This is a genomic window from Empedobacter sp. R132-2 (assembly GCF_030324375.1).
Taxonomy (GTDB): domain Bacteria; phylum Bacteroidota; class Bacteroidia; order Flavobacteriales; family Weeksellaceae; genus Empedobacter; species Empedobacter falsenii_B.
In genome coordinates this window covers 21,887-42,774 of record NZ_JACAGG010000015.1, presented here as the reverse complement: position 1 = coordinate 42,774, position 20,888 = coordinate 21,887, and the positions used below count along the sequence as shown (strand labels likewise).

Here is a 20,888-nt window from a genome sequence, read left to right as displayed (position 1 = left end):
ATATGCTATCAATTTCAGGCGAATCAACATTTAATGTTATACTTTGGATTCTACTCCAAATCGTTCTTGTTATTATAGTAGCAGTTATTTTGTATAAAGTTTACAAAAAACTTACAAAATGAAAAAAGGTTCCGAAGTTTCGGAACCTTTTTAGTTTATATCAATTAATCATTACTGATTATTCTTCCAATCAATTATTTTATCACGAATAAACTCTGCTAATTTCACTTTACTTTGATGCGTCCAACCTGCAATATGTGGCGCCAAAACAACATTATCCGCTTGGATTAAATACTGAAATTCTTCTGGTAAATCAGATGCAACTAATTTCTCAAAACTCGATTTTTCAAATTCTAAAACATCTAAAGCTACTCCTAAAATTTTTCCTGTTTTCATTGCTTCAACCAAATCTTTTGTCACAACAGATTTACCACGCGCTGTATTCACAAAATAAAATGTTTTTTTAAAGTTAGAAATAAATTCTGCATTAATCATTTGCATCGTTTCTGGTGTTTGCGGCGTATGTAAACTTACAACATCAGCTTGTTCAAAAATTTCTTCTAACGAAACTTGCTTCGCAAATTCATTTCCTTTATTTGGCAAAATATCATAACAAATCACATTAACTTCAAAACCCTGCAAACGTCTCGCAAAAGCATTTCCCATATTTCCATAACCAATAATTCCAACCGTTTTTCCCTTCAATTCATCACCACGATTTTCTTCACGTTTCCAAATTCCATTACGAACTTCGTTATCAGCTCTGCGCAAATGATGCATCAACATCAACAACATACCAATCGCATGTTCACCAACAGAATCTCGGTTTCCTTCGGGAGAATTGAATAAAACAATGTTATGATCAGCTGCAAACTCTTCGTCAATATTCTCCAAGCCTGCCCCTACTCTACCAATAAACTTTAAATTCGTTGCTTTTGCTAAAAAATCTTTATCAATTGGAAATCTACTCCTTACAATCATTCCATCATATTCATTGATCTTTTGTTCGATGATTTCTTTGGGTGAAGTGTAATCTTCATCAACAATAAACCCTGCTTCACGAAGTCCATTATTTAGACATTCGTGATTAGAATCAATTGCTAAAATTTTATAAGGCGTATTCATTGCAAAAATTTTAATCAAAGTTACAACGAATGCAAGTATTATTATAAAATTGAAGATAAAATTGGTTACAAACAAATCGTTTATAACTACGTTAATAATATTTTAATTTATTGAAAATGTATAATTTATATTGCTAATTAAATAATAATTGAAGTTTAAAAAATGATTTTTAAAGCATTTGGTATGACCTTAACTTTTACTTGAAGTGAATCGGTATTATGAATCTCTCCATCAAGCTGATACGTAATAGGATTGTTATCTAAACTTTCAATCTTGAACTTTTTCACTTTTCGATACTTTGCTTTGTCCAACAAATCAATCTTTTTGGCTAAAACCAGTACAGAAAAATAAAATTGCTCGAAAACATCCAAATCTTCTATCATCAATAAATCCAATTCACCATCAGACAAATCAGCTTTCGGTGTAAAAGAGATTCCATAACCAGCAATGTTAGAATTAGAGCAGAATAGATAATAAAAATTTTTCTCAATAATTACATCATCTATATAAAGACGAAACAATTTCGATTTATAATTCAACAACGTTTTCACAGATGCATCAAAATATCCAGTAATCGTACGCTTTTGATTTTCTTCATATGTTTTTATAACTTCTGCATCAATCCCAAAACCTAAATTGCTAAAAAAATACTTGTCCTCTACTCTGCCAACATCAATCGTATGAACTGCATTTGATTTGATAATTTCAATCGCTTTGTTAGCATCTTTCGGAATATTAAGATTTGTTGCCAAACCATTTCCAGATCCAGCAGAAATTATTCCTAACGGAATATTTTTTTTCACCAAAGCACTCGCCACTTCATTGATTGTCCCATCACCACCGCATGCAACAATAACATCCGAATTTTCTGCAATCGCCTCCTTCACCAATTCTTTTGCATGAAATTGATAAGCTGTTTCTTTCAAAACGATTTCGTCTGAAGAATCAAATTTTGATTGTAAAAAATCGAGCGAAATATCGTGTTTTGCGTTTCCTGAATTAGGATTAACAATGAAAGTGTACTTCATTTTTTGGGAATTGAAATTTATCAAAACACAAAAATAAGAAATCTAAAAGAATCAAGCTATTTAACGTCTTTTTTTGAGGAAAAACTATCAAAAACTTTCTAACTTTGTCATATGAAAATTAAAGAAATTCAAAACGAAATAGTAGACGAATTCTCATTTTTTGATGATTGGGAACAACGCTACGAATATTTGATCGAGTTAGGAAAAAGCTTAAATAATTTACCAGAAGAAGCAAAAACAGATGATAAAATCATAAAAGGTTGTCAATCTTCTGTTTGGTTAGATGCAGAATTGGATGGTAATACAATCGAATTTAAAGCTGATTCTAATGCTATTTTACCAAAAGGAATTGCCGCACTATTGGTGAGAATGTATAATCATCAAACGCCAAAAGATATTTTAGAATCGGATACAGATTTTATCAACGAAATTGGTTTATCAGAATTTTTATCACCAACTCGTGCAAATGGATTATTAGCGATGATAAAACAATTCAAATTTTATGCGATTGCATTTCAATCAAAACAAAATAATAGTTAGACACATCATCTAATCAACCTTATAAAATAATGAACGACTTTTTAGGCCAAGCATTTATTTTTCTATTTTCCGCTGTAATCTGCGTTCCTATTTCCAAAAAATTAGGAATGGGTTCGGTTTTGGGATATTTAATTGCCGGAGTTTTAATTGGACCTTATCTGCTGAAATTTGTTGGCAATGACGGTACAGACATTATGCACGCCACAGAATTTGGTGTAGTTATGATGCTTTTTTTGGTCGGATTAGAACTTGATCCAAAGGAATTCTGGAAGATGAAAAATAAAATCATCAACCTTGGTGGAATGCAAGTTTTGGGAACAATAATTATTGCAACTTTAGTCGGAATATTTGCCTTGAAAATGGATTTTTCTTTGGCTCTTTCTATAGCTTTTGCAATAACCATGTCTTCAACAGCCATTATTATGCAAACACTTAGCGAAAAAGGATTGACCAAAACAAACATAGGTAAATCAACTTTTTCAGTTTTGTTGTTTCAAGATATTATGGTAATTCCAATCTTAGCAATTATTCCACTTTTAGTTGGAGATTCCTTGATTCAGTCCATTGGAGATGATTCTAAAAGTTTGTTAGTTGGTGGACCAGCGTTCATGAAAACCTTGGTTATTCTTGGTGCAATTACATTTATTTATGTGATTGCAAAATACATTATTACACCTTATTTCAAGTATGTTGGACAATTACAAGTTCGAGAAATTTACACCGCTTCTGCCCTACTTTTAGTCATTGGAGTTTCAATTTTGATGCAAAAAGTTGGAATTTCTCCTGCCTTGGGAGCATTTATTGCTGGTGTTGTTTTGGCGAATAACGAATATAAACATCAATTAGAAAGTGACATTGAGCCATTCAAATCATTATTATTAGGAATCTTTTTTATTGCTGTTGGATCAACGATTAACTTCAAATTAATTGCAGATAAACCTTTTATGATTCTTGGATTAACATTTGGAATAATGTTAATAAAATCATTGGTTTTATGGTTTATTGGAATCAAACATAAATTTGATTTTGATCAAAAATGGTTGTTCATTTTGCTTTTATCACAAGTCGGAGAATTTGCTTTCGTTATCTTATCATTGACTCGAAATTTAGATATTCTAAACAAAGAATGGTACGATTTGATGTTAGCTACAACAGCGATAACAATGGTAATAACACCATTACTTTTAGTCTTAAATGAAAAATTAATTCTAAAATATTTTGGTGTAAAAACAAAAGTAAAAACAATCATTGAAAACGATAAAATAAATCCACATTCAGCAGAAGGTGAAATAATTATTGCTGGTTTTGGTGATTTTGGAAACACAATTAGTCGTGTCTTGAAAAGCACTGGAATAAAATCGATTGTTTTGGTTAATGATAGTGAGCGTGTAGAGAAAATGCGCAAGCAGGGTTTTAATGTTTTTTATGGCGATGCAACAAATGTTAACTTACTAAAATCGGCTGGTGCTGAACATGCAAAATATTTTGTAGCTGCTTTGGATCCGCCAGAAATTAATCAAAAATTAGTTTATATTGTTCGTAAAAACTTTCCGAATTTAGAAATTATTGTTCGTGCAAAAAATCGTAGTTATGCGTATAATTATTTGAAAGATGGTATAGACGAAGTTTATCGAGAAAACTTTTTCTCATCTGTTTACGTTGGTAGACAAATCCTTATAAAATATGGTTTTTCACCTGAAGAAGCGTCTAAAATTGGGGAAATTTTCATAAAAAGTGACCGAAAATCGTTGCGTAAAATTGCAAAACATGCCGAAAATTCTGATCAATATTTTGAAGCATCTAAGCAAGAATTTGAAAAGCAAATGAAAATGGTTGCAAAAGAAATTAACAATAGGAATAATGGAGAAAACGAATCATAAAAAACTATTAGTTTTACGTTTTTCTGCTTTGGGGGATGTTACAATGATTGCTCCTGTTTTACAAGAGTTTATTGAACAAAATCCTAACATCGAAGTTTATGTTGCTTCGCGCCCTTTTATGGGAAATATTTTCAAGCAATTTCCTCAAATCAAATTTATTTCGGTTGATTTGAACAAAGACTACAAAAGCTTTTTTAGCTTGTTCAAATTATACAAAGAATTAAAACAATATAATTTTGATTATGTAGCTGATTTTCACAACGTAATCCGATCAAAAGTAATTACAACTCTATTCAAACTTAACGGAACAGAAACGGCTACTTTAGATAAAGGTCGTGAGGAGAAAAAAGCTTTAGTCAATCAAAAAAATCGCGTTTTTAAGCAATTAAAATTAACAACTGAGCGCTATGCTGATGTTTTGCGTCAACTTGGTTTTAATATTGATTTAAAGCATAAAATCGAACCAAAATCGATTAAAGAATCTAAATCAATTGGAATTGCGCCTTTTGCAGCCTTTACAAGTAAAATGTATCCAATCGAAAAGATGAAAATCGTTGCGAAGAAATTAGCTGAAAATGGGTACAAAATTTATTTATTTGGCGGTGGAAAAACTGAAATTGATGAATTAAAAACGTGGGAAAGTTTTAATCCAAACATCAAATCTTTAGCTGGAACAATCTCTTTTGAAGAAGAATTACAAGCAATTGCTAAATTAGAAGTAATGATTTCTATGGATAGCGCAAATATGCATTTAGCTTCGTTGATGGGAACACGCACAATTTCTATTTGGGGTGGAACGCATCCATTTGCTGGATTTTTAGGTTATGGACAATCTATGAATGATGTGATACAAGACGAAACGATGAAAATTCGTCCAACTTCTATCTTTGGAAAAGATCCAAAAAAGTTTCAAAATTATGATTATTTTCAAAATTTGAGTGCCGAAGATGTTTATCAACAAATCGTCAATAAATTAGAAAAATAATACTTTTAAAAGCATCATATCGATGCTTTTCCTATTTTTATAAGAAATTATAATCACATGAAGTATACATTTCTTATTCTTGCCTTATTCTCAAATTTTTTATTTGCTCAAGAACCGAAAGTTATTTTGGTTACGCTGGATGGTGTTCGTTGGAAAGAAGTTTTCCGAGGAGTTGAAAAATCAATTTTAAATGATAAAAAATACAACTCACTTATTGTTCAAACTAATGAAAAATATTGGACAGAAGATTCTATAAAACGTCGCGAATTATTGATGCCATTTACGTGGAAAACGATTAAAGACAAAGGAGTTATTTTAGGAAATCGTGATGAACAAAACTTTGTTAATTTGACCAACAAAAGATTATGGTCTTATCCTGGATACAACGAAATTATTACAGGAAAAGCTGATGATGAGCGAATTAAAAATAACAAAGATATTCCGAATCCTAATGTTTCAGTTTTTGAAATTGCAAATCAACAAAAGAATTTAAACAATAAGGTAATGGCTTTTGGAAGCTGGAGAATGTATACAAATATTTTCAATCAAGAACGTTCTAAATTGTTTGTAAATGCTGGATATCAAGATAGTTTTAATCAAAACAAATCTGAACGAGAATTGCTTATCGAACGTTTTCAATTAGAAACACCAAAACAATGGTGGGCAACTAGATTTGATATTTTTACGCACGAATTTGCGTTAGAAGCGATGAAAAATCAAAAGCCAAAATTACTTTTTATTGGTTATGGAGAAGCTGATGATTACGGACATGATGAAGATTACGATCAATATATTACTTCAATAAATCGCAATGATAGAATGATTGAGGAATTATGGAATTATGTACAAAGCGATCCATTCTATAAAGATCAAACAACTATTATTGTAACAACTGATCACGGACGTGGAAATGGAAGACAATGGCCAGAACATTATGATGAAATTCCTGGATCAGACGAAGGTTTTATTTTGATGATTGGAAATGGGATTAATCCTAAAAAATTCAAACAGAAACAAACTTATCTCAATCAAATTGCCTCTACAATTGCTGATTTGATGAAAGTAAAAACATGGAATTATAAGGATTCTGGGAAGTCGTTATTGAAGTAAGATTTGTCTGCTTTGGATATGCAGTTTAAAACGATAAAATATGCCTTTCAGAGCATTCCTAACTGTAAAATTATTTATTCAAAACTTCACTCTCACAATATCAATAATTTAACCTAAAAAAATATGAACAATCTTTATACAAAATCGGGAGGTCTTATAATAGGCTCTATTAGAATGTCAAGTTTACTTGCTCAAATAAATATTTATGAAGATAAGTTAATAATAAATTATTTGTTTTTCTTTAAAATAATCCTTTTAAAAAAAGATATTATAGATATAATTCCATCTAACGATTTTTTTGAAAAAGGAATTAAAATTCTTCATAAAAATCCTAAATATGATTCAAAAATAATTTTCAGAGTTTCTAATCCTGATAAATTGATAGAAGAAATAAAAAAAACAGGTTTTATGAATTGTAATTAATGCTAAAATACATATTTTATTACATCATTATCAACCTTATTTTGTACTTAATTATTTATTTTATTTTTCATGATATCAATAATCAATTAGATTATTTTTATAAAGTAGAAATAAAAAAACTCCCATCAAAAAATTTGATGGGAGTTTATATTTCTAACTTGTTTGTTCTTGATTAATGAGCTGATTCTCTATTTTTTGATCGATTTCTTTAAAGAATCCGAAACCTTTTAAGATAATGATTAATCCAAAGACTAAAAGACAAATACCAACTCCTTTTCGCACCATAAATACTTTTTGATCGGTAAAACGTTTCTGTAGCTTCCCTGCCAAAAATATTTTACCCAAATCTATTACAAAATAGGTCGTCAAAACAACGCCCATATACAGCATAAAATCGCTTGGATTTGGATATTGAATCATAATTGAAGAAACAATTACAAACCAAAAAACAATGACACCGATATTCAACAAATTCATAATAAATCCATTGATAAACGTTCTCAAATAATTGTTGCTTACAAATCCCGCTTCGCCTTCTATATGTAGCTTTGGTTTAGAGAAATACATGAAAATTCCGTAAATCAACACAAAGAAACCTGCAATGATATAAATGCGGTAAAACTTTGGATGATTGGTCACATAATCTGTAAAATCTTTACTTCCATAATAGGCTGCTGCAATACATAAAATATCAGCTGCAATAACCCCTAAATCTAGGACTACAGCGGTTTTCCAACTTCTACGCAAACTGGTTTCAATAAGTAAGAAAAATACAGGTCCAATAAGAATTGTACTTAACAAAAAACCTATTAGTATGGCCGAAAATATTATTTCCATAACATAATTAAGGTCTGCAAGATAAGTCTAAAATATGAAACTTAAGCATCAACTAATTCAAAATCTAATTGCTTCTTGATTAAATCAGCATTTAAAACTTTGATTCTAACCGGACTTCCTAACTGATATTTAACACGTGTGCGTTTACCTATTAAAGCATGATTTTTTTCGTCAAAAACAAAATGATCACCTTTCATAGCACGAGAACGAATCAAACCTTCGCAACGCGTTTCTGGGATTTCAACAAAGATTCCATAATCTTGTACACCTGTAATAAAAGCATCAAAAGTTTCGCCAACAAATTGCTCCATGTATTTTACTTGCATATATTTTATTGACTCTCTTTCTGCTTCTGCAGCAATTTTTTCGCGAGAAGAACAATGTTTTGCTTTATCTTCGTAAACAGCTGCTGCAGGAGATTTTTTATCATCTAAATAATCTTGCAACAATCGGTGCGCCATCATATCTGGATAACGACGAATTGGCGATGTAAAATGCGTGTAATAATCGAACGCTAAACCGTAATGTCCTATATTCTCTGTTGTATATTTTGCTTTCGCCATTGTTCGCATTGCCAAAGTTTCAACCATATTTTCTTCTGGTTTTCCTTTCACTTCTGCTAACAACTTATTCATAGAATTGATAGTTGTTTTACGATCTCCAATCTCTAATTCATACCCAAATTGACGAATAAAATTTTTTAAGTCTAATAGTTTATCTGGATTTGGATCATCGTGAACTCGATAAATATAAGTGTTCGCATTCTCTTTTCCATGTTTATCTAAACTAATGAATTCTGAAACTTTTTTGTTACATAATAACATGAATTCTTCAATCAATTTATTCGAATCTTTCGAAATTTTGAAGAAAATTCCTTGTGGATTATGCGCTTGATCTAAATCGAATTTTACTTCAACTTTATCAAAATTAACCGCTCCATATTTCATACGTTTTTGGCGCATTGTTTTGGCTAAACGATCTAAAGTCAAGATTTCATCTTTAAAATCGCCATCTTTTCCTTCGATAATTTCTTGTGCTTCTTCATATGTAAAACGTCTATCCGAATGTGTAACAGTACGACCAAACCATGTTTTTACAATCTTCGCATTATCATCCATTTCGAAAACTCCCGAAAACGTATATTTATCTTCGTTTGGACGCAAAGAACACGCAACATTCGACAACACTTCTGGCAACATTGGCACTACTCTATCCACCAAATAAACAGAAGTTGCACGCTTATATGCTTCTTGCTCGATCAACGAACCTGGACGAACATAATGTGTAACATCGGCAATGTGAACACCAATTTCCCAGTTTCCATTCTCTAATTTTCGTATTGATAAAGCATCATCAAAATCTTTTGCATCTTTCGGGTCGATTGTAAATGTCGTTACATTTCGCATATCTCTACGACGAGCAGCTTCAGCTTCATCTATCGAAGTATCCAACTGATTTGCTTCTTCTTCAACTTCCTCTGGAAATTGAGCTGGCAAATCATATTCTAACAAAATTGCATGAATTTCTACATCCGTATCGTCTGGACTACCCAAAACTTGCGTGATTTCACCAAATGGTGAATTAGAACCTTCTGGCCAATTTGTTAATCGAACCACAACTTTTTCTCCTGGTTGAGCATTTTTAATTTTCTCTTTCGGAATAAAGAAATCGTGGTTACCATTTTGCATCGTTACAAAACCAAAATTTCCGTTCTTTCCTAACTCGAAAATACCTGTAAATTCAGTTTTATTACGCTCGATAATTTCTACAATTTCTCCTTCTGCTCTCGATTGATTGGCATGTTTTTTTGGATAAACATATACGCGAACCGTATCGCCCATTAAGGCATTTCGCGTTTTTCCTTTTTGTACAAAGACATCTTGTTCAAGACCATCAATCATAATATAAGCGCTTCCCGAAGAAGTCAAATCCGCAATCCCAACCATATAATCATTGGTTGCATTGATTTTGTATTTTCCTCTTTCTACTTCAGAAATCTTTTTGTCAGCTAATAAAACATTCAAATTCTTAATCAATAATTCTGTATCAATTCGATTTGTTAGGTTTAAAGCTGCTGCAATTTGTTTATAATTTAAAGGTTTATTCGGATTTTGAAATAAAACTTCGATGATAGACTTCGTAAACTTTGTTATGTTTTTGTCTTTTTTCGCCTTTGTATTTTTAAAATTTCTTCTTGGCATAATTTGTTTTCTGTCAAATCTCTTCTTTTTTTTTCGAGATTTATTTTAAAATAGTTAATAAATAAACATCTTAATTATTTGATTATCAAATCATTTTTAATAACTATTGATAAGATGTTAATAAACAACATAACCACTGCAAAGGTAATATATCCTTTTTCTAAAATAACAATTTACAGCCAATTCTATGTTACGGAAAGGATAAGATTACTTGTAACGTTTTGATTTATTGCGAAAATTGAGCCAAAAAAGCTATTTTTGCATTGATAATTAATTGAATGAAAACTAAACCATTATATCAAACTTACTTGATTAACCTTGATAGAGCTACGGATCGGCTTGAATTGATGCAAAAAGAATTCGAAAAATGTGAGATTACTTACGAAAGAATTTCTGCTGTAGATGCCAAAACTTTGGATTCGTCAACCTATAAAATAAAAAATAAATATGACCGCGATTTAGTTCCTGGAGAAATTGGTTGTTATTTGAGTCATGTGAAAACGCTAGAAACTTTTTTGGCTTCTGAAAATGATTTTGCTTTGATTATAGAAGATGATGCAATTTTGGTTGATGATTTTAAATCTGCTGTAGAACATGCTCTTTCTAATTATGAAGAACTTTCTAACAAGCATAAATGGGATGTTTTGAAGCTATTTAACGGAAAAAGAAAACATATAAAAATTGCTGATGTGAATAATAAATACATTATTGGTGCTTGTGGAACGAGTATTCCAATCACAACAATTGCAGCCATTTGGACAAGAAAGGCCGCAGAAAAATTTTTGAATAAAATTAAAACGCCACTACCTATGATTCAACGTCCAATTGATTGTGATTTGCAGCATGCTTGGGAATTTGATTTAAGAATTTACAACCTTCTTCCATCGCTTGTTAAACCAGCTCCAGTAGAAACGCAAATTCAGATTAATCGCAGTTTAAGAAAGTCTAAATTTCCAAAACAAATTCAATACGAATTGAATCGATTATTTCCTAAATATTTCTATTTGATTAATCATCATGGTTTCAAAAAATTCTATGATAGTTTTATTGTGAAGAAAAATGAAAGAATTTCTTAATCAACAATTATTACACTTATTAAGTTACTGAATTAAAATAAATTAACAACCTTTATCAACAGTTATAAACATTGTTAATTTCGATATAAAATACAAAAAAAGCAGTTTCAAGACTTTGAAACTGCTTTTTCATTTATAATAATTCGATGCTTTCTTCTTTTAATTTTTCTTTTACTTTTCCGTCCCAAATACTCGCTTGTACTTCGCCAATATGTCGAGATTTCAACATAAACATACACATACGAGATTGTCCAATTCCACCTCCAATTGATTCTGTTAACTGATCATCTAACAACATCGAGTGAAATAATAAATTTTTACGATCCGAAAAATCTCTAATTTCTAATTGTTTGGTCAAAGCTTCTTTATCTACACGAATTCCCATCGAGGATAACTCGAAAGCAGATTCTAAAACAGGGTTCCAAACTAAAATATCACCATTAAGACCTCTAAAACCAGCACTGTTTTCTGTACTCCAATCGTCATAATCAGCGGCACGTGCATCGTGTAATTCTCCATTACTCAATTCTCCTCCAATTCCGTAAATAAAAACAGCTCCAAATTCTTTACAAATTGCATTTTCACGTTGTTTCGGCGTAAATGTTGGATACTTTTGTAGTAAATCTTCAGAAGAAATAAATGTAATTTGTTCTGGTAAAACAGCTTTCAATTGTGGATATTTCGCCTCTACATTTTGCTCCGTTTTTTTAATAACTTTATAAATCGATTTTACTGTCGAAAAAAGATAATCCAATTGACGATCTTGTGGAACAATTACTTTTTCCCAATCCCATTGATCCACATAAATAGAGTGAATTGGCGAATAATCTTCGTCTGGACGCAAAGCGCGCATGTCTGTTATAATTCCTTCGCCTGGCTCAATTTCTAATTCTTTCAAACGAATACGTTTCCATTTTGCCAAAGAATGTACAACTACCGCATTTTTATCATTCAAAGATTTTATAGGGAATTTTACAGGTCTTTCGATACTATTCAAATCATCATTAATACCTGTTCCGTCCAAAACTACCAATGGTCCAGAAACTGGAATAATGTTTAATTCTTTTTGTAATCCTTTCGAAAATTCTTCTTTTACAAAAGAGATTGCTTGTTCTCTACGTAATAATGCTCTGCTCATCTTTTTAATCTTTAAATGATTTGTTTTTTTAACTGATGTAAAAGTAGAACAGCTAAAATCAATAAATATACTATTGACTTAAATTGGTTTAAAAATATTTAATTTTAAATATAAAATATTATTTATACTTAACTATTTAAACTTTATAATAGTTTTAAATTTAATTTTTAAAATAAAAATCGGTCAACTCTAACGAATTGACCGATTTTATATCTTATAATAGATGTATAAAATTATCCGTTGTATGAACAAGCAATTTTATCTACGCGTCCTTGGTGACGACCACCTTCAAATTCTGTTGCTAAAAATGTATTCACAATTTCTTCTGCATAGTCATACGCAATAAAGCGTGCAGGTAATGTTAACACATTTGCGTTATTGTGTTGACGAGCTAACTTGGCAATATCCGTCATCCAACATAATGCAGCACGAATTCCTTGGTGTTTATTTGCAGTCATTGTAACGCCTTGCGCACTACCACAAATCAAAATTCCGAAATCTGCTTTTCCATCTTCTACAGCTTGTGCCGTTGGGTGTGCAAAATCAGGGTAATCAACACTCGCTGTTGAGAACGTACCAAAATCCTCAACCTCAAATCCTTGACTTGTTAAAAAGGGTACTAATTTCTCCTTATAATCGAACCCAGCATGGTCCGCTCCGATTGCAATTTTCATTTAATTAACAGGTGTTTTTGTTGTTTTTGTTTAAATAATTGTAAATCAAATGTTAAGTAAAAGTAACAACTTGTTAAAAGATGATTGAATAAAACTAATAACTTTTCGAGAGAAAAATTTGGAAATCTGATTCAAAAAATCAATTAGAAATAAATCAATACAAGTCAAGTAAAAGTTTTCATTTTGGCATAAAAGATTTACACACCGTTATGAATAGTTTTCACAAAACTTCTTTTTAACAAAAGTTGTTTATCAACCAAAATGATAAATTGTTGATAGAATATCTAACTCTTTCATTACAAAACAAAATTACAAATAATAGCTTGTTAATTGCTATTAAATAAAATTTATCTCACTTTAGTTATCCACATATTAACAGTGCTAATAATAGTAACATATTTTTCTTTTTTTAAAATTTAAAAATTAATTAAACTATATATATTATTATGAATTGTTAATAGTTGAAAATTGTATTGAATGATTTTAAGTCTCAAAATGAAAGTTTGATTACTTTTGTGTAGTTCAAAATTTCAAATCAAAATATGAAAACAATCAACGACTACAATTTCGAAAACAAGAAAGCATTGATTCGTGTTGACTTCAATGTTCCGCAAGACGAAAATTTAAATGTGACAGATGATACACGTATTAGAGCTGCAAAACCAACGATCGACAAAATATTGAAAGATGGTGGCGCTGTTGTATTAATGAGTCATTTGGGACGTCCTAAAGGCGAATTCAATGATAAATATTCATTAAAACATATTGCATCAAAAGTTTCAGAAATTCTTGGTGTTGATGTGATCGTTGCGAATGATGTTATTGGCGATGATGCGAAACAAAAAGTTAGTAATCTAAAACCAGGCCAAGTTTTATTATTGGAGAATGTTCGTTTCCATAATGAGGAAGAAGCTGGAGATAAAGACTTTGCAAAATCATTGGCTCAATTTGGAGATATTTATGTGAATGACGCTTTCGGAACAGCACACCGCGCACATGCTTCGACTGCAATTATTGCTGAATTTTTCCCGGGAAATAAATGTTTTGGTTTGTTAATGGAACAAGAATTAACAGCTATTAACAAAGTGTTATCAGACGGAGAAAAACCTGTAACAGCGGTACTTGGAGGAGCTAAAGTATCTTCTAAAATTACGATTATCAACAATATTTTACCCGTTATTGATAACTTGATTATTGGTGGTGGAATGACGTATACATTTGTAAAAGCAAATGGCGGAAATATTGGAAATTCGTTGGTAGAAGATGATAAATTAGATTTAGCGAAAGAAATTTTGGCTGAATGTGAAAAACATAATGTAAAAGTTTATTTACCAGTTGACAATGTAATCGCTGATAATTTCAGTAACGATGCAAATACACAAACAGTTCCTTCAGATGAAATTCCTGATGGATGGATGGGAATGGATGTTGGTGTAGAATCTTCAAAAGTTTTTGCAGATGTAATTAACAATTCGAAAACAATTCTTTGGAATGGTCCTTTAGGTGTTTTTGAAATGTCAAATTTTGCAAAAGGAACTATTGCTTTAGGTGATGCAATTGCTGAAGCTACTGCAAACGGCGCTTTCTCGCTTGTTGGTGGTGGAGATTCTGTTGCGTTCGTAAAACAATTTGGTTATGATGATAAAGTTAGCTACGTTTCTACAGGAGGTGGAGCAATGTTAGAATCGTTGGAAGGTAAAGAATTACCAGGAGTTGCTGCAATTTTAAAATAAGACAACAATTTTTCAAGATAAATGAAGCTGAGCATTTGCTCGGCTTTTTTTGTGACTTTTTAAGTCATCCTGAACTCGTTTCAGGATCACACCTTATGAGAAACTGAGTTTATTTCATTTTGATAATTGTTAATAGTAATTGGTTGTTATTTAATAAATTAACTATTTTTCAACTGAGTTATAAAAAGAATGTTTATAGCCTGATTAATTACTCAAATTGTTAATATTAAACTATTCAAAATAAATGAATTAAAAAGTTATGAATAAACTTTATTAAAACTTGTGAATAATGATGATTTTAGAACTAAATTGATTTAAGACAGTTAAAATTGTTAATTATAAAATATTGCTAAACAATAAATTAAAAAGTAATTAAGATAGTTTATCAAAAATTGTTGAAACTGAAATCTCCCTACAATTAGCCATTTTATTTATAGAAAAGGATTGTTATATTCGTAATGATTTAATAATCAATCTATGAATGAATTTAACCAACGACTAAACGAAGTAGAAAATCATTTGCAACACAATGATCTTGATTTGGGTTATCGCCGATTAATTGATTGTGTGTTGGATTTGGGTGAGAAATCTTTTTACAAAGAGATTATCTCCTATTCGGATCTTTATTACAACGAAAATTCTACGAACGAAAATAAAACAACGCAAGCTTTACAATTGGTGGAAAAATTGAAACAAGCTTCTCCTCCGCCCTTTCAGAAAGAAGAAACGTTGATATCAACCAATAATGTTGAAAAAGCTTATCATCGTCGAAATTTTAAACTTCATCCGATCACTTTTGATTTGAAATCACGAGAAGTTGTTGGATTAGTTGGAGAAAATGGAAATGGAAAAACAACTTTATTACGTTTGATTTGTGGTGAATTGAAACCAACTTCTGGCGAAATAAATTATCATTTTTCTAAAGCAAAACCGTTTAGTTTCGAGCTGAAAACAAAATTGGTTTATGTGCCACAACGAATTGAGGTTTTATATGGTTCGTTGATGGAAAATCTACAATTTACCTTGACATGTTATGATATTTACAGCGAAGAAAATTGGTTGTTGGCGAATGTTATGTTGGCGCGTTTGGGGCTTTGGCCGTACAAGGATTTGCAATGGCGACAATTGTCGTCTGGTTATAAAATGCGATTCGAGTTGGCGCGAACGTTATTGCGTCGCCCAAAAGTATTGTTGCTAGATGAACCTTTGGCGAATTTGGATATTTTGGCGCAACAAATTATTCTCGAAGATTTGAAATTTTTATCACAATCTATTCGCAATCCTTTTGGTGTTATTTTGAGTTCTCAACAATTATACGAAGTTGAAAAAGTATCGACAGAAGTTCTCTTTTTGGAGCAAGGAAAGCTTAAAATACAAGGAGATACAAATGATTTGGAAGGTGATTTTACGATTGTTGAAATTGATGTTGAAAACACAAAAGAAGAGTTATTAACAGCTTTATCCAACATCGAAATTAAGCAAATAAAATTCAATGGAGGATCGTATATCGCGTATTTTGATAATAGAATTTCGATGAATATGATTTTATCCGAAATCGGAAAATCATCATTGAAAGTAAAATACATTCGAGATATTTCGAAATCAAGTCGTCGCTTTTTTGTCAATTAAAACTAACCAACTATGTTCAAAAAAATAAATCAAACTTTAATTACCAAATATCCATTGATTTGGAATCTGAAATTTATTTGGATTTTGTTGACGGTTTTAGTTTTCAACTTGATTGCATTTATCAATGGTTTTTTGTTTTTTACTAAAAAATCTCAACTGCAAGAAACTGGATTTTATGAAGTGTTTTTCAACTCAGGAATTGCAATTTATTATCTATTAATTGGTGTCATTATCGGCGTTATTTGGTTGTATTTCTATATAAAAAATAATCGTTTCAAATCAAATTACCCTACCTCAAGAAATTATTTGTTCAAAGAATTTTTAGCCGTTTTCGTCATTATATTTTTGATGTTTTATGTACCAAATTCGTTCAAAACTGGTCTTAAATTACGTGTTTCAAATTATATGAGCGAAGAACAATATTTGAAAGATATCGATATTATCAATAGAACGCAAGGTTTTACGTTGCAACCAAATTTTGGATACGATAATTATTCGAGAAATTTGTCTGTTCCAGCTTTTGATTCGTTGGTTTTGGAAAAAGAAACAAGAGAATTATATGAAAAAAATAAGAGAGAATATTTAAGAAAAAATCCAACATACTCATATGATGCTTTTTTGGATCCGTATTTCAGAAATCCTGAATTTGAAACCTTATTAAGAGATTATTTTCCGGAGCGATTTAGTTATTCTAAAATTAATTTTAATCAAACGTATCAACCTCTAAAAAAGAATAATTCATCTACAGATTCATTTCAAGAAGAAATGGACTATCCTACTACAGCAGCTGTAGATTCAACTTATGCTGTTGTCGATTCTGCTGCAGTATCATTAAATTCTGCTGGAAAACCAGATGTTTATTACAACTTAGCAAGTTTGTATAATTATAGTTTTTTGGTTTTTAACAATCCGAAAGATTCTACTTTAAATCATCAATTTTATGATGAACAATGGATTGCTTTGTTGCAAAAAAATGATCGAAAAGTAATTGAAAATTTATTGAATAATTATACCGATTTATTAAAAAAGCAAGAAATTGGTTATCAGTTCAAACATAAAAATTGGATTGATTATTTGCCTCAATATCCATATTATTTCATTGATCATAAATTGAATTATATTGATCCTTATCAAACTGTAGATAAAAAACTGAATGATTATATCAACCAATCAAGTTTAAACAAAGTGTATGAAAATATTGAGTTTTCGAAATATAGTTCCACTTGGTTAGAACATATTCAGTATTATTTACTAATCGCTTTAGTTATTACCGTTCTTATCATTACATTCAGATTTAGTTCGTTCAAAGTTTGGTTAATTTCATTAATTGGCGCAGGAATTTTGGCAATTTTAGGAAGCGTTTTCGGAATTTCTATCGATGCGAGTATTGGTTATACACAATTCACACCTTATATTATTTTATTTGTTTTTTACATTGCATTTATAGTGATTACACTAATTGGCTTACGTTCCAAAAAATATAAAGTTTTGACAGGTGTTAATCTTAATTGGTTTGTTGCGACCAATATTTTTATTGGAATTGTGATGCTTAGTTTTTACACAGATTTGCGTGAAGAAATGTTATATGAAGCAAATAAACATATGAATATTTATGAGTTTAGACAAACAAATAAAGAATTATTGATGTTACAAGAATTTGCAAAAATTTTTCTTTACATCAATCCAATTTTATATTTAATAAGTTTTTATTTCATCATTAATCTTTATAAAAAATGGCAAGCAATGCCAGAAGAATAAAAAAAGAAAAGCGAGCCGATTTAGCTCGCTTTTCACTTGATAATTGAATGAAAATGAATTTTAAAAACTACTTTAAAAAAACTTACTTATGAAATAAAATAACACATTGTGCTATTCAATAATAATTTTAAAACTCATACAAATTTTAAAATATTCTTTCAAAATTTAAATTAATAGAGGTTAACCATCAAAATTTATAGGTTAACCCTATTTTTTATGATTTTATGCACATTTAGACGAATGTCTATTTCCTTTTGCATCACGTTTTTTGTGCATACTAAATTTATCAGATTTCATACGTTTTTCACGATCTTGTTTGTATTGATTGAACTGATTTTTGTCTAAAATTTTCTCTAATTTAATATCAAAATCGTTTGTACCTTTTTCTGGTCGAGAACCTCTTTCTCCTTTTTGAGTAGAATTTTTGTCTCTGTTCGCAAATTCTTTTTTCATGTCAGAATCTCTACTTTCTAACAACGATTTTACTTTTTTCTTTTGAGTAGAACTCAAATTATATTGATCAAATTTTTTTAATTGTTGATCTACAGTTGGGCGTTCTCTTTGCTCTTTTCTATTTCCAGATCGTTCACCTTGTTGTGGTCTTTCTTGTGCGGATAATGTCATTACCATCATCATGCTTGCTAATAAAAATACTTTTTTCATAATCTATGTTTTTTATAACTAAATGTTAGAATTATATTCTTTTCATTTTTCTTGAAACAAAGTTGCAACACAAAAAAAAAGACGTCAAAAATATTGAGGTAAACGAGTGTTAAGTAGCGGTGAAATAAAAGATTTATTAAAATTTTTAACAAAATTGTCAAATTTATTGAATAAAAAAATCCATTCGATAAAGAATGGATTTTGATGTATTTTTTTTTGAAAAATTATTTCAATTCTTTTCCTAATAATTTTCCAGTTGATTCGTAAGCAGAAGCAATTCGACCGTATTCCATAACAAAATCATTTTTACCCGAAGTTCCTTTTACTTTATCCGATTTTATAGAAAGTAAAATGTTAGAAAGATTTGCAGTTTCAACAAAATTTAAAGTTGTGCTTAGTTTTGCTGGTTCAATAGCTATACCAGCATGATAACCAGGATAAATCCATTCAGAATTGATAATCAAAGTATATTTTGCAGCTGGATTTTTTACAAAATTTAATTTTTTAGATTTAGTAGTTCCTTTTATAAATTTATCCAAAAAAGTAACATTTCTATTTTCATTCCAATCTGCAAGCCATTGTTTCCAATAATTTTCTCCTCTTTTCGGATTATTTAAAACATCTTTTTCACGTTTCTCTAAATATTCAGTTTCAGTTTTATTTTCATCATAAAATTTAACATCATCAAATAATAGTTGAACATTAATTTCTTTTTGATCTTTTAAAAAATCAGTGTTTCCAGATACAACCTGAATCTTTTGAGCAAAAGTTAAAATGCTTGTTATAAAGCAAATCATCAGTAAATAATTCTTCATACAGTATTGTTTTTCAGTAAAAATATAAATATTCTTTAAATAGTTATTGTATAATCATTTAAAGAAATATTATTTGGAAACGTTTATTGTTTATAAATAGTTTGTAAGTCTTGGAAAAATTTTACTGAAAATAATAATCAAAACGTTTGGTACACTACTTTTGTCTTAACAAAGTTTAACAATATTGTATGAAAGTTTTAATTTCTAAATCAATTGTATTTGTTAATTTTAGAGGAAATTTGAATCAATAATATAAACATTAATTTCAACGAAATTTTGGATATACAACAACTAAACCAACAAATAGAAGCAAAAAGCGAAAGCATTGCAAGGTTGACATCGGAAATAAATAAAGCGATTATTGGACAAGAAAAAATGATTGAAAGTCTATTAATCGGATTACTTGGAAATGGACACGTTTTATTAGAAGGTGTTCCTGGATTAGCAAAAACATTAGCTATTAAAACATTATCTGATGCTGTTGATGGATCTTTTTCTCGTATACAATTTACACCAGATTTGTTACCTGCCGATGTTGTGGGGACACTTATTTATAATGTAAAAGAAAACGATTTTAGAATCAAAAAAGGACCAATATTCGCCAATTTTGTTTTAGCTGATGAGATTAACCGTTCGCCTGCAAAAGTACAATCTGCCTTGTTAGAAGCAATGCAAGAGCGTCAAGTAACAATTGGTGACGAAACGTATCTGTTACAAAAACCTTTCTTGGTTTTGGCGACTCAAAATCCGGTGGAACAAGAAGGAACTTATCCTTTGCCAGAAGCACAAGTTGACCGTTTTATGTTGAAAACGGTCATTACTTATCCAGAATTTGAAGCAGAACGTTTGATTTTAAGAAATTCGATTAATCAATCTTTTCCAAAAATTGAGAAAGTAATCTCTATTCAAGAATTGTTGGATGCGCGCGAAATGGTGAAACAAGTTTATATGGACGAAAAAATTGAAAAATATATTTTGGATATTATTTTCGCGACTCGTTTTCCAGAAAAAGTTGGATTAGAAAAATTGGTTCCAATGATTTCGTTTGGTTCTTCGCCTCGTGGATCGATCAATTTGGCACAAGCTTCAAAAGTGTATGCATTTTTACGCAAACGCGCTTATGTTATTCCAGACGATGTACGTGCAATGGCAAAAGATGTGTTGCGTCACCGTATCGGAATTAGCTACGAAGCAGAAGCAGAAAATGTTACGCCAGAAGAAATTATAGACAATATTCTTAATGTTGTTCCAGTTCCTTAAACCACTATTCAAA

Annotated in this window: 18 protein-coding genes; 10 read left to right on the top strand and 8 right to left on the bottom strand. The window is 30.3% G+C overall.

What is annotated here, in order from left to right; all coding sequences use genetic code 11:
• Positions 1 to 171: 171 nt before the first annotated feature.
• Positions 172 to 1,125 (bottom strand): 2-hydroxyacid dehydrogenase, encoded by a 954-nt coding sequence (locus HXZ69_RS08625; RefSeq protein WP_286495673.1) that lies wholly within the window; start codon positions 1,123 to 1,125, stop codon positions 172 to 174.
• 155 nt (positions 1,126 to 1,280) lie between these two features.
• On the bottom strand, positions 1,281 to 2,153 hold the full coding sequence (locus HXZ69_RS08620) for a diacylglycerol/lipid kinase family protein (protein WP_286495672.1): 873 nt from the start codon (positions 2,151 to 2,153) through the stop codon (positions 1,281 to 1,283).
• A gap of 111 nt (positions 2,154 to 2,264) precedes the next feature.
• Here HXZ69_RS08620 and HXZ69_RS08615 point away from each other — a divergent pair, with 111 nt between their 5' ends.
• The 5 genes from HXZ69_RS08615 to HXZ69_RS08595 all read left to right on the top strand — a co-directional run bounded on the left by HXZ69_RS08615 (position 2,265) and on the right by HXZ69_RS08595 (position 7,091).
• Positions 2,265 to 2,693: a SufE family protein gene (locus HXZ69_RS08615; protein ID WP_219034091.1), complete on the top strand. Its 429-nt coding sequence runs from the start codon at positions 2,265 to 2,267 to the stop codon at positions 2,691 to 2,693.
• Positions 2,694 to 2,722: 29 nt separating this feature from the next.
• The gene (locus tag HXZ69_RS08610; RefSeq protein ID WP_286495670.1) at positions 2,723 to 4,573 is read left to right on the top strand and encodes a monovalent cation:proton antiporter-2 (CPA2) family protein; all 1,851 of its coding nucleotides are present in this window, start codon (positions 2,723 to 2,725) and stop codon (positions 4,571 to 4,573) included.
• A complete protein-coding gene (locus HXZ69_RS08605) occupies positions 4,554 to 5,558 on the top strand; it encodes a glycosyltransferase family 9 protein (RefSeq protein ID WP_286495669.1) in 1,005 nt (334 codons plus the stop codon). The genes HXZ69_RS08610 and HXZ69_RS08605 overlap by 20 nt, the downstream gene beginning before the upstream one ends.
• Before the next feature lie 57 nt (positions 5,559 to 5,615).
• The gene (locus tag HXZ69_RS08600) at positions 5,616 to 6,668 is read left to right on the top strand and encodes an alkaline phosphatase family protein (RefSeq protein ID WP_219034089.1); all 1,053 of its coding nucleotides are present in this window, start codon (positions 5,616 to 5,618) and stop codon (positions 6,666 to 6,668) included.
• Between the two features lie 123 nt (positions 6,669 to 6,791).
• On the top strand, positions 6,792 to 7,091 hold the full coding sequence (locus HXZ69_RS08595) for a hypothetical protein (protein ID WP_219034088.1): 300 nt from the start codon (positions 6,792 to 6,794) through the stop codon (positions 7,089 to 7,091).
• A gap of 153 nt (positions 7,092 to 7,244) precedes the next feature.
• On the opposite strand, the gene HXZ69_RS08590 is transcribed toward HXZ69_RS08595, so the two are convergent.
• Together HXZ69_RS08590 and rnr are read right to left on the bottom strand one after the other, a co-directional pair.
• Positions 7,245 to 7,928, bottom strand: a complete 684-nt coding sequence (locus HXZ69_RS08590; RefSeq protein ID WP_125349109.1) for a LysE family translocator — start codon at positions 7,926 to 7,928, stop codon at positions 7,245 to 7,247.
• A gap of 41 nt (positions 7,929 to 7,969) precedes the next feature.
• A complete protein-coding gene (gene rnr, locus HXZ69_RS08585; RefSeq protein ID WP_286495668.1) occupies positions 7,970 to 10,129 on the bottom strand; it encodes a ribonuclease R in 2,160 nt (719 codons plus the stop codon).
• Between the two features lie 278 nt (positions 10,130 to 10,407).
• On the opposite strand from rnr, the gene HXZ69_RS08580 reads away from it, so the two are divergent.
• Complete coding sequence (locus HXZ69_RS08580) at positions 10,408 to 11,205, top strand: glycosyltransferase family 25 protein (protein WP_286495666.1); 798 nt, start codon at positions 10,408 to 10,410, stop codon at positions 11,203 to 11,205.
• A 133-nt stretch (positions 11,206 to 11,338) separates the two neighbouring features.
• Here HXZ69_RS08580 and asnA read toward each other — a convergent pair whose 3' ends face one another.
• On the bottom strand, positions 11,339 to 12,343 hold the full coding sequence (asnA, locus tag HXZ69_RS08575; protein WP_286495665.1) for an aspartate--ammonia ligase: 1,005 nt from the start codon (positions 12,341 to 12,343) through the stop codon (positions 11,339 to 11,341).
• Between the two features lie 233 nt (positions 12,344 to 12,576).
• Positions 12,577 to 13,017, bottom strand: coding sequence for a ribose 5-phosphate isomerase B (gene rpiB, locus HXZ69_RS08570; protein ID WP_286495664.1), 441 nt, complete (start codon positions 13,015 to 13,017; stop codon positions 12,577 to 12,579).
• A 542-nt stretch (positions 13,018 to 13,559) separates the two neighbouring features.
• On the opposite strand from rpiB, the gene HXZ69_RS08565 reads away from it, so the two are divergent.
• From HXZ69_RS08565 to HXZ69_RS08555, 3 genes are all read left to right on the top strand, one after another.
• Positions 13,560 to 14,750: a phosphoglycerate kinase gene (locus tag HXZ69_RS08565; RefSeq protein WP_286495663.1), complete on the top strand. Its 1,191-nt coding sequence runs from the start codon at positions 13,560 to 13,562 to the stop codon at positions 14,748 to 14,750.
• A gap of 477 nt (positions 14,751 to 15,227) precedes the next feature.
• A complete protein-coding gene (locus tag HXZ69_RS08560) occupies positions 15,228 to 16,379 on the top strand; it encodes an ABC transporter ATP-binding protein (RefSeq protein WP_286495662.1) in 1,152 nt (383 codons plus the stop codon).
• A gap of 12 nt (positions 16,380 to 16,391) precedes the next feature.
• Positions 16,392 to 18,137 carry a hypothetical protein gene (locus HXZ69_RS08555; RefSeq protein WP_125350801.1) on the top strand — a complete coding sequence of 582 codons (1,746 nt, stop codon included), beginning with the start codon at positions 16,392 to 16,394 and terminating at the stop codon, positions 18,135 to 18,137.
• Between the two features lie 222 nt (positions 18,138 to 18,359).
• Here the strand turns inward: HXZ69_RS08555 and HXZ69_RS08550 are convergent, their stop codons facing one another.
• Together HXZ69_RS08550 and HXZ69_RS08545 are read right to left on the bottom strand one after the other, a co-directional pair.
• Complete coding sequence (locus HXZ69_RS08550) at positions 18,360 to 18,800, bottom strand: hypothetical protein (RefSeq protein ID WP_286495661.1); 441 nt, start codon at positions 18,798 to 18,800, stop codon at positions 18,360 to 18,362.
• A 224-nt stretch (positions 18,801 to 19,024) separates the two neighbouring features.
• Entirely contained in the window at positions 19,025 to 19,615 is a 591-nt protein-coding gene (locus tag HXZ69_RS08545; protein WP_286495660.1) for a hypothetical protein, read from the bottom strand.
• Positions 19,616 to 19,873: 258 nt separating this feature from the next.
• Between HXZ69_RS08545 and HXZ69_RS08540 the strand changes: the two genes are divergently transcribed.
• The gene (locus tag HXZ69_RS08540) at positions 19,874 to 20,875 is read left to right on the top strand and encodes an AAA family ATPase (protein WP_407932366.1); all 1,002 of its coding nucleotides are present in this window, start codon (positions 19,874 to 19,876) and stop codon (positions 20,873 to 20,875) included.
• The last annotated feature ends 13 nt before the right edge of the window (positions 20,876 to 20,888 follow it).

Excerpts from the sequence above, each read along its gene's own strand:
- HXZ69_RS08625 (WP_286495673.1), bottom strand. The coding sequence starts at position 1,125 with ATGAATACGCCTTATAAAATTTTAGCAATTGATTCTAATCACGAATGT.
- rpiB (WP_286495664.1), bottom strand. The coding sequence starts at position 13,017 with ATGAAAATTGCAATCGGAGCGGACCATGCTGGGTTCGATTATAAGGAG.
- HXZ69_RS08595 (WP_219034088.1), top strand. The coding sequence starts at position 6,792 with ATGAACAATCTTTATACAAAATCGGGAGGTCTTATAATAGGCTCTATT.
- HXZ69_RS08545 (WP_286495660.1), bottom strand. The coding sequence starts at position 19,615 with ATGAAGAATTATTTACTGATGATTTGCTTTATAACAAGCATTTTAACT.
- HXZ69_RS08600 (WP_219034089.1), top strand. The coding sequence starts at position 5,616 with ATGAAGTATACATTTCTTATTCTTGCCTTATTCTCAAATTTTTTATTT.
- HXZ69_RS08560 (WP_286495662.1), top strand. The coding sequence starts at position 15,228 with ATGAATGAATTTAACCAACGACTAAACGAAGTAGAAAATCATTTGCAA.
- asnA (WP_286495665.1), bottom strand. The coding sequence starts at position 12,343 with ATGAGCAGAGCATTATTACGTAGAGAACAAGCAATCTCTTTTGTAAAA.
- HXZ69_RS08565 (WP_286495663.1), top strand. The coding sequence starts at position 13,560 with ATGAAAACAATCAACGACTACAATTTCGAAAACAAGAAAGCATTGATT.
- HXZ69_RS08580 (WP_286495666.1), top strand. The coding sequence starts at position 10,408 with ATGAAAACTAAACCATTATATCAAACTTACTTGATTAACCTTGATAGA.
- HXZ69_RS08605 (WP_286495669.1), top strand. The coding sequence starts at position 4,554 with ATGGAGAAAACGAATCATAAAAAACTATTAGTTTTACGTTTTTCTGCT.
- HXZ69_RS08555 (WP_125350801.1), top strand. The coding sequence starts at position 16,392 with ATGTTCAAAAAAATAAATCAAACTTTAATTACCAAATATCCATTGATT.
- HXZ69_RS08620 (WP_286495672.1), bottom strand. The coding sequence starts at position 2,153 with ATGAAGTACACTTTCATTGTTAATCCTAATTCAGGAAACGCAAAACAC.
- HXZ69_RS08550 (WP_286495661.1), bottom strand. The coding sequence starts at position 18,800 with ATGAAAAAAGTATTTTTATTAGCAAGCATGATGATGGTAATGACATTA.
- HXZ69_RS08590 (WP_125349109.1), bottom strand. The coding sequence starts at position 7,928 with ATGGAAATAATATTTTCGGCCATACTAATAGGTTTTTTGTTAAGTACA.
- HXZ69_RS08615 (WP_219034091.1), top strand. The coding sequence starts at position 2,265 with ATGAAAATTAAAGAAATTCAAAACGAAATAGTAGACGAATTCTCATTT.
- HXZ69_RS08610 (WP_286495670.1), top strand. The coding sequence starts at position 2,723 with ATGAACGACTTTTTAGGCCAAGCATTTATTTTTCTATTTTCCGCTGTA.
- rnr (WP_286495668.1), bottom strand. The coding sequence starts at position 10,129 with ATGCCAAGAAGAAATTTTAAAAATACAAAGGCGAAAAAAGACAAAAAC.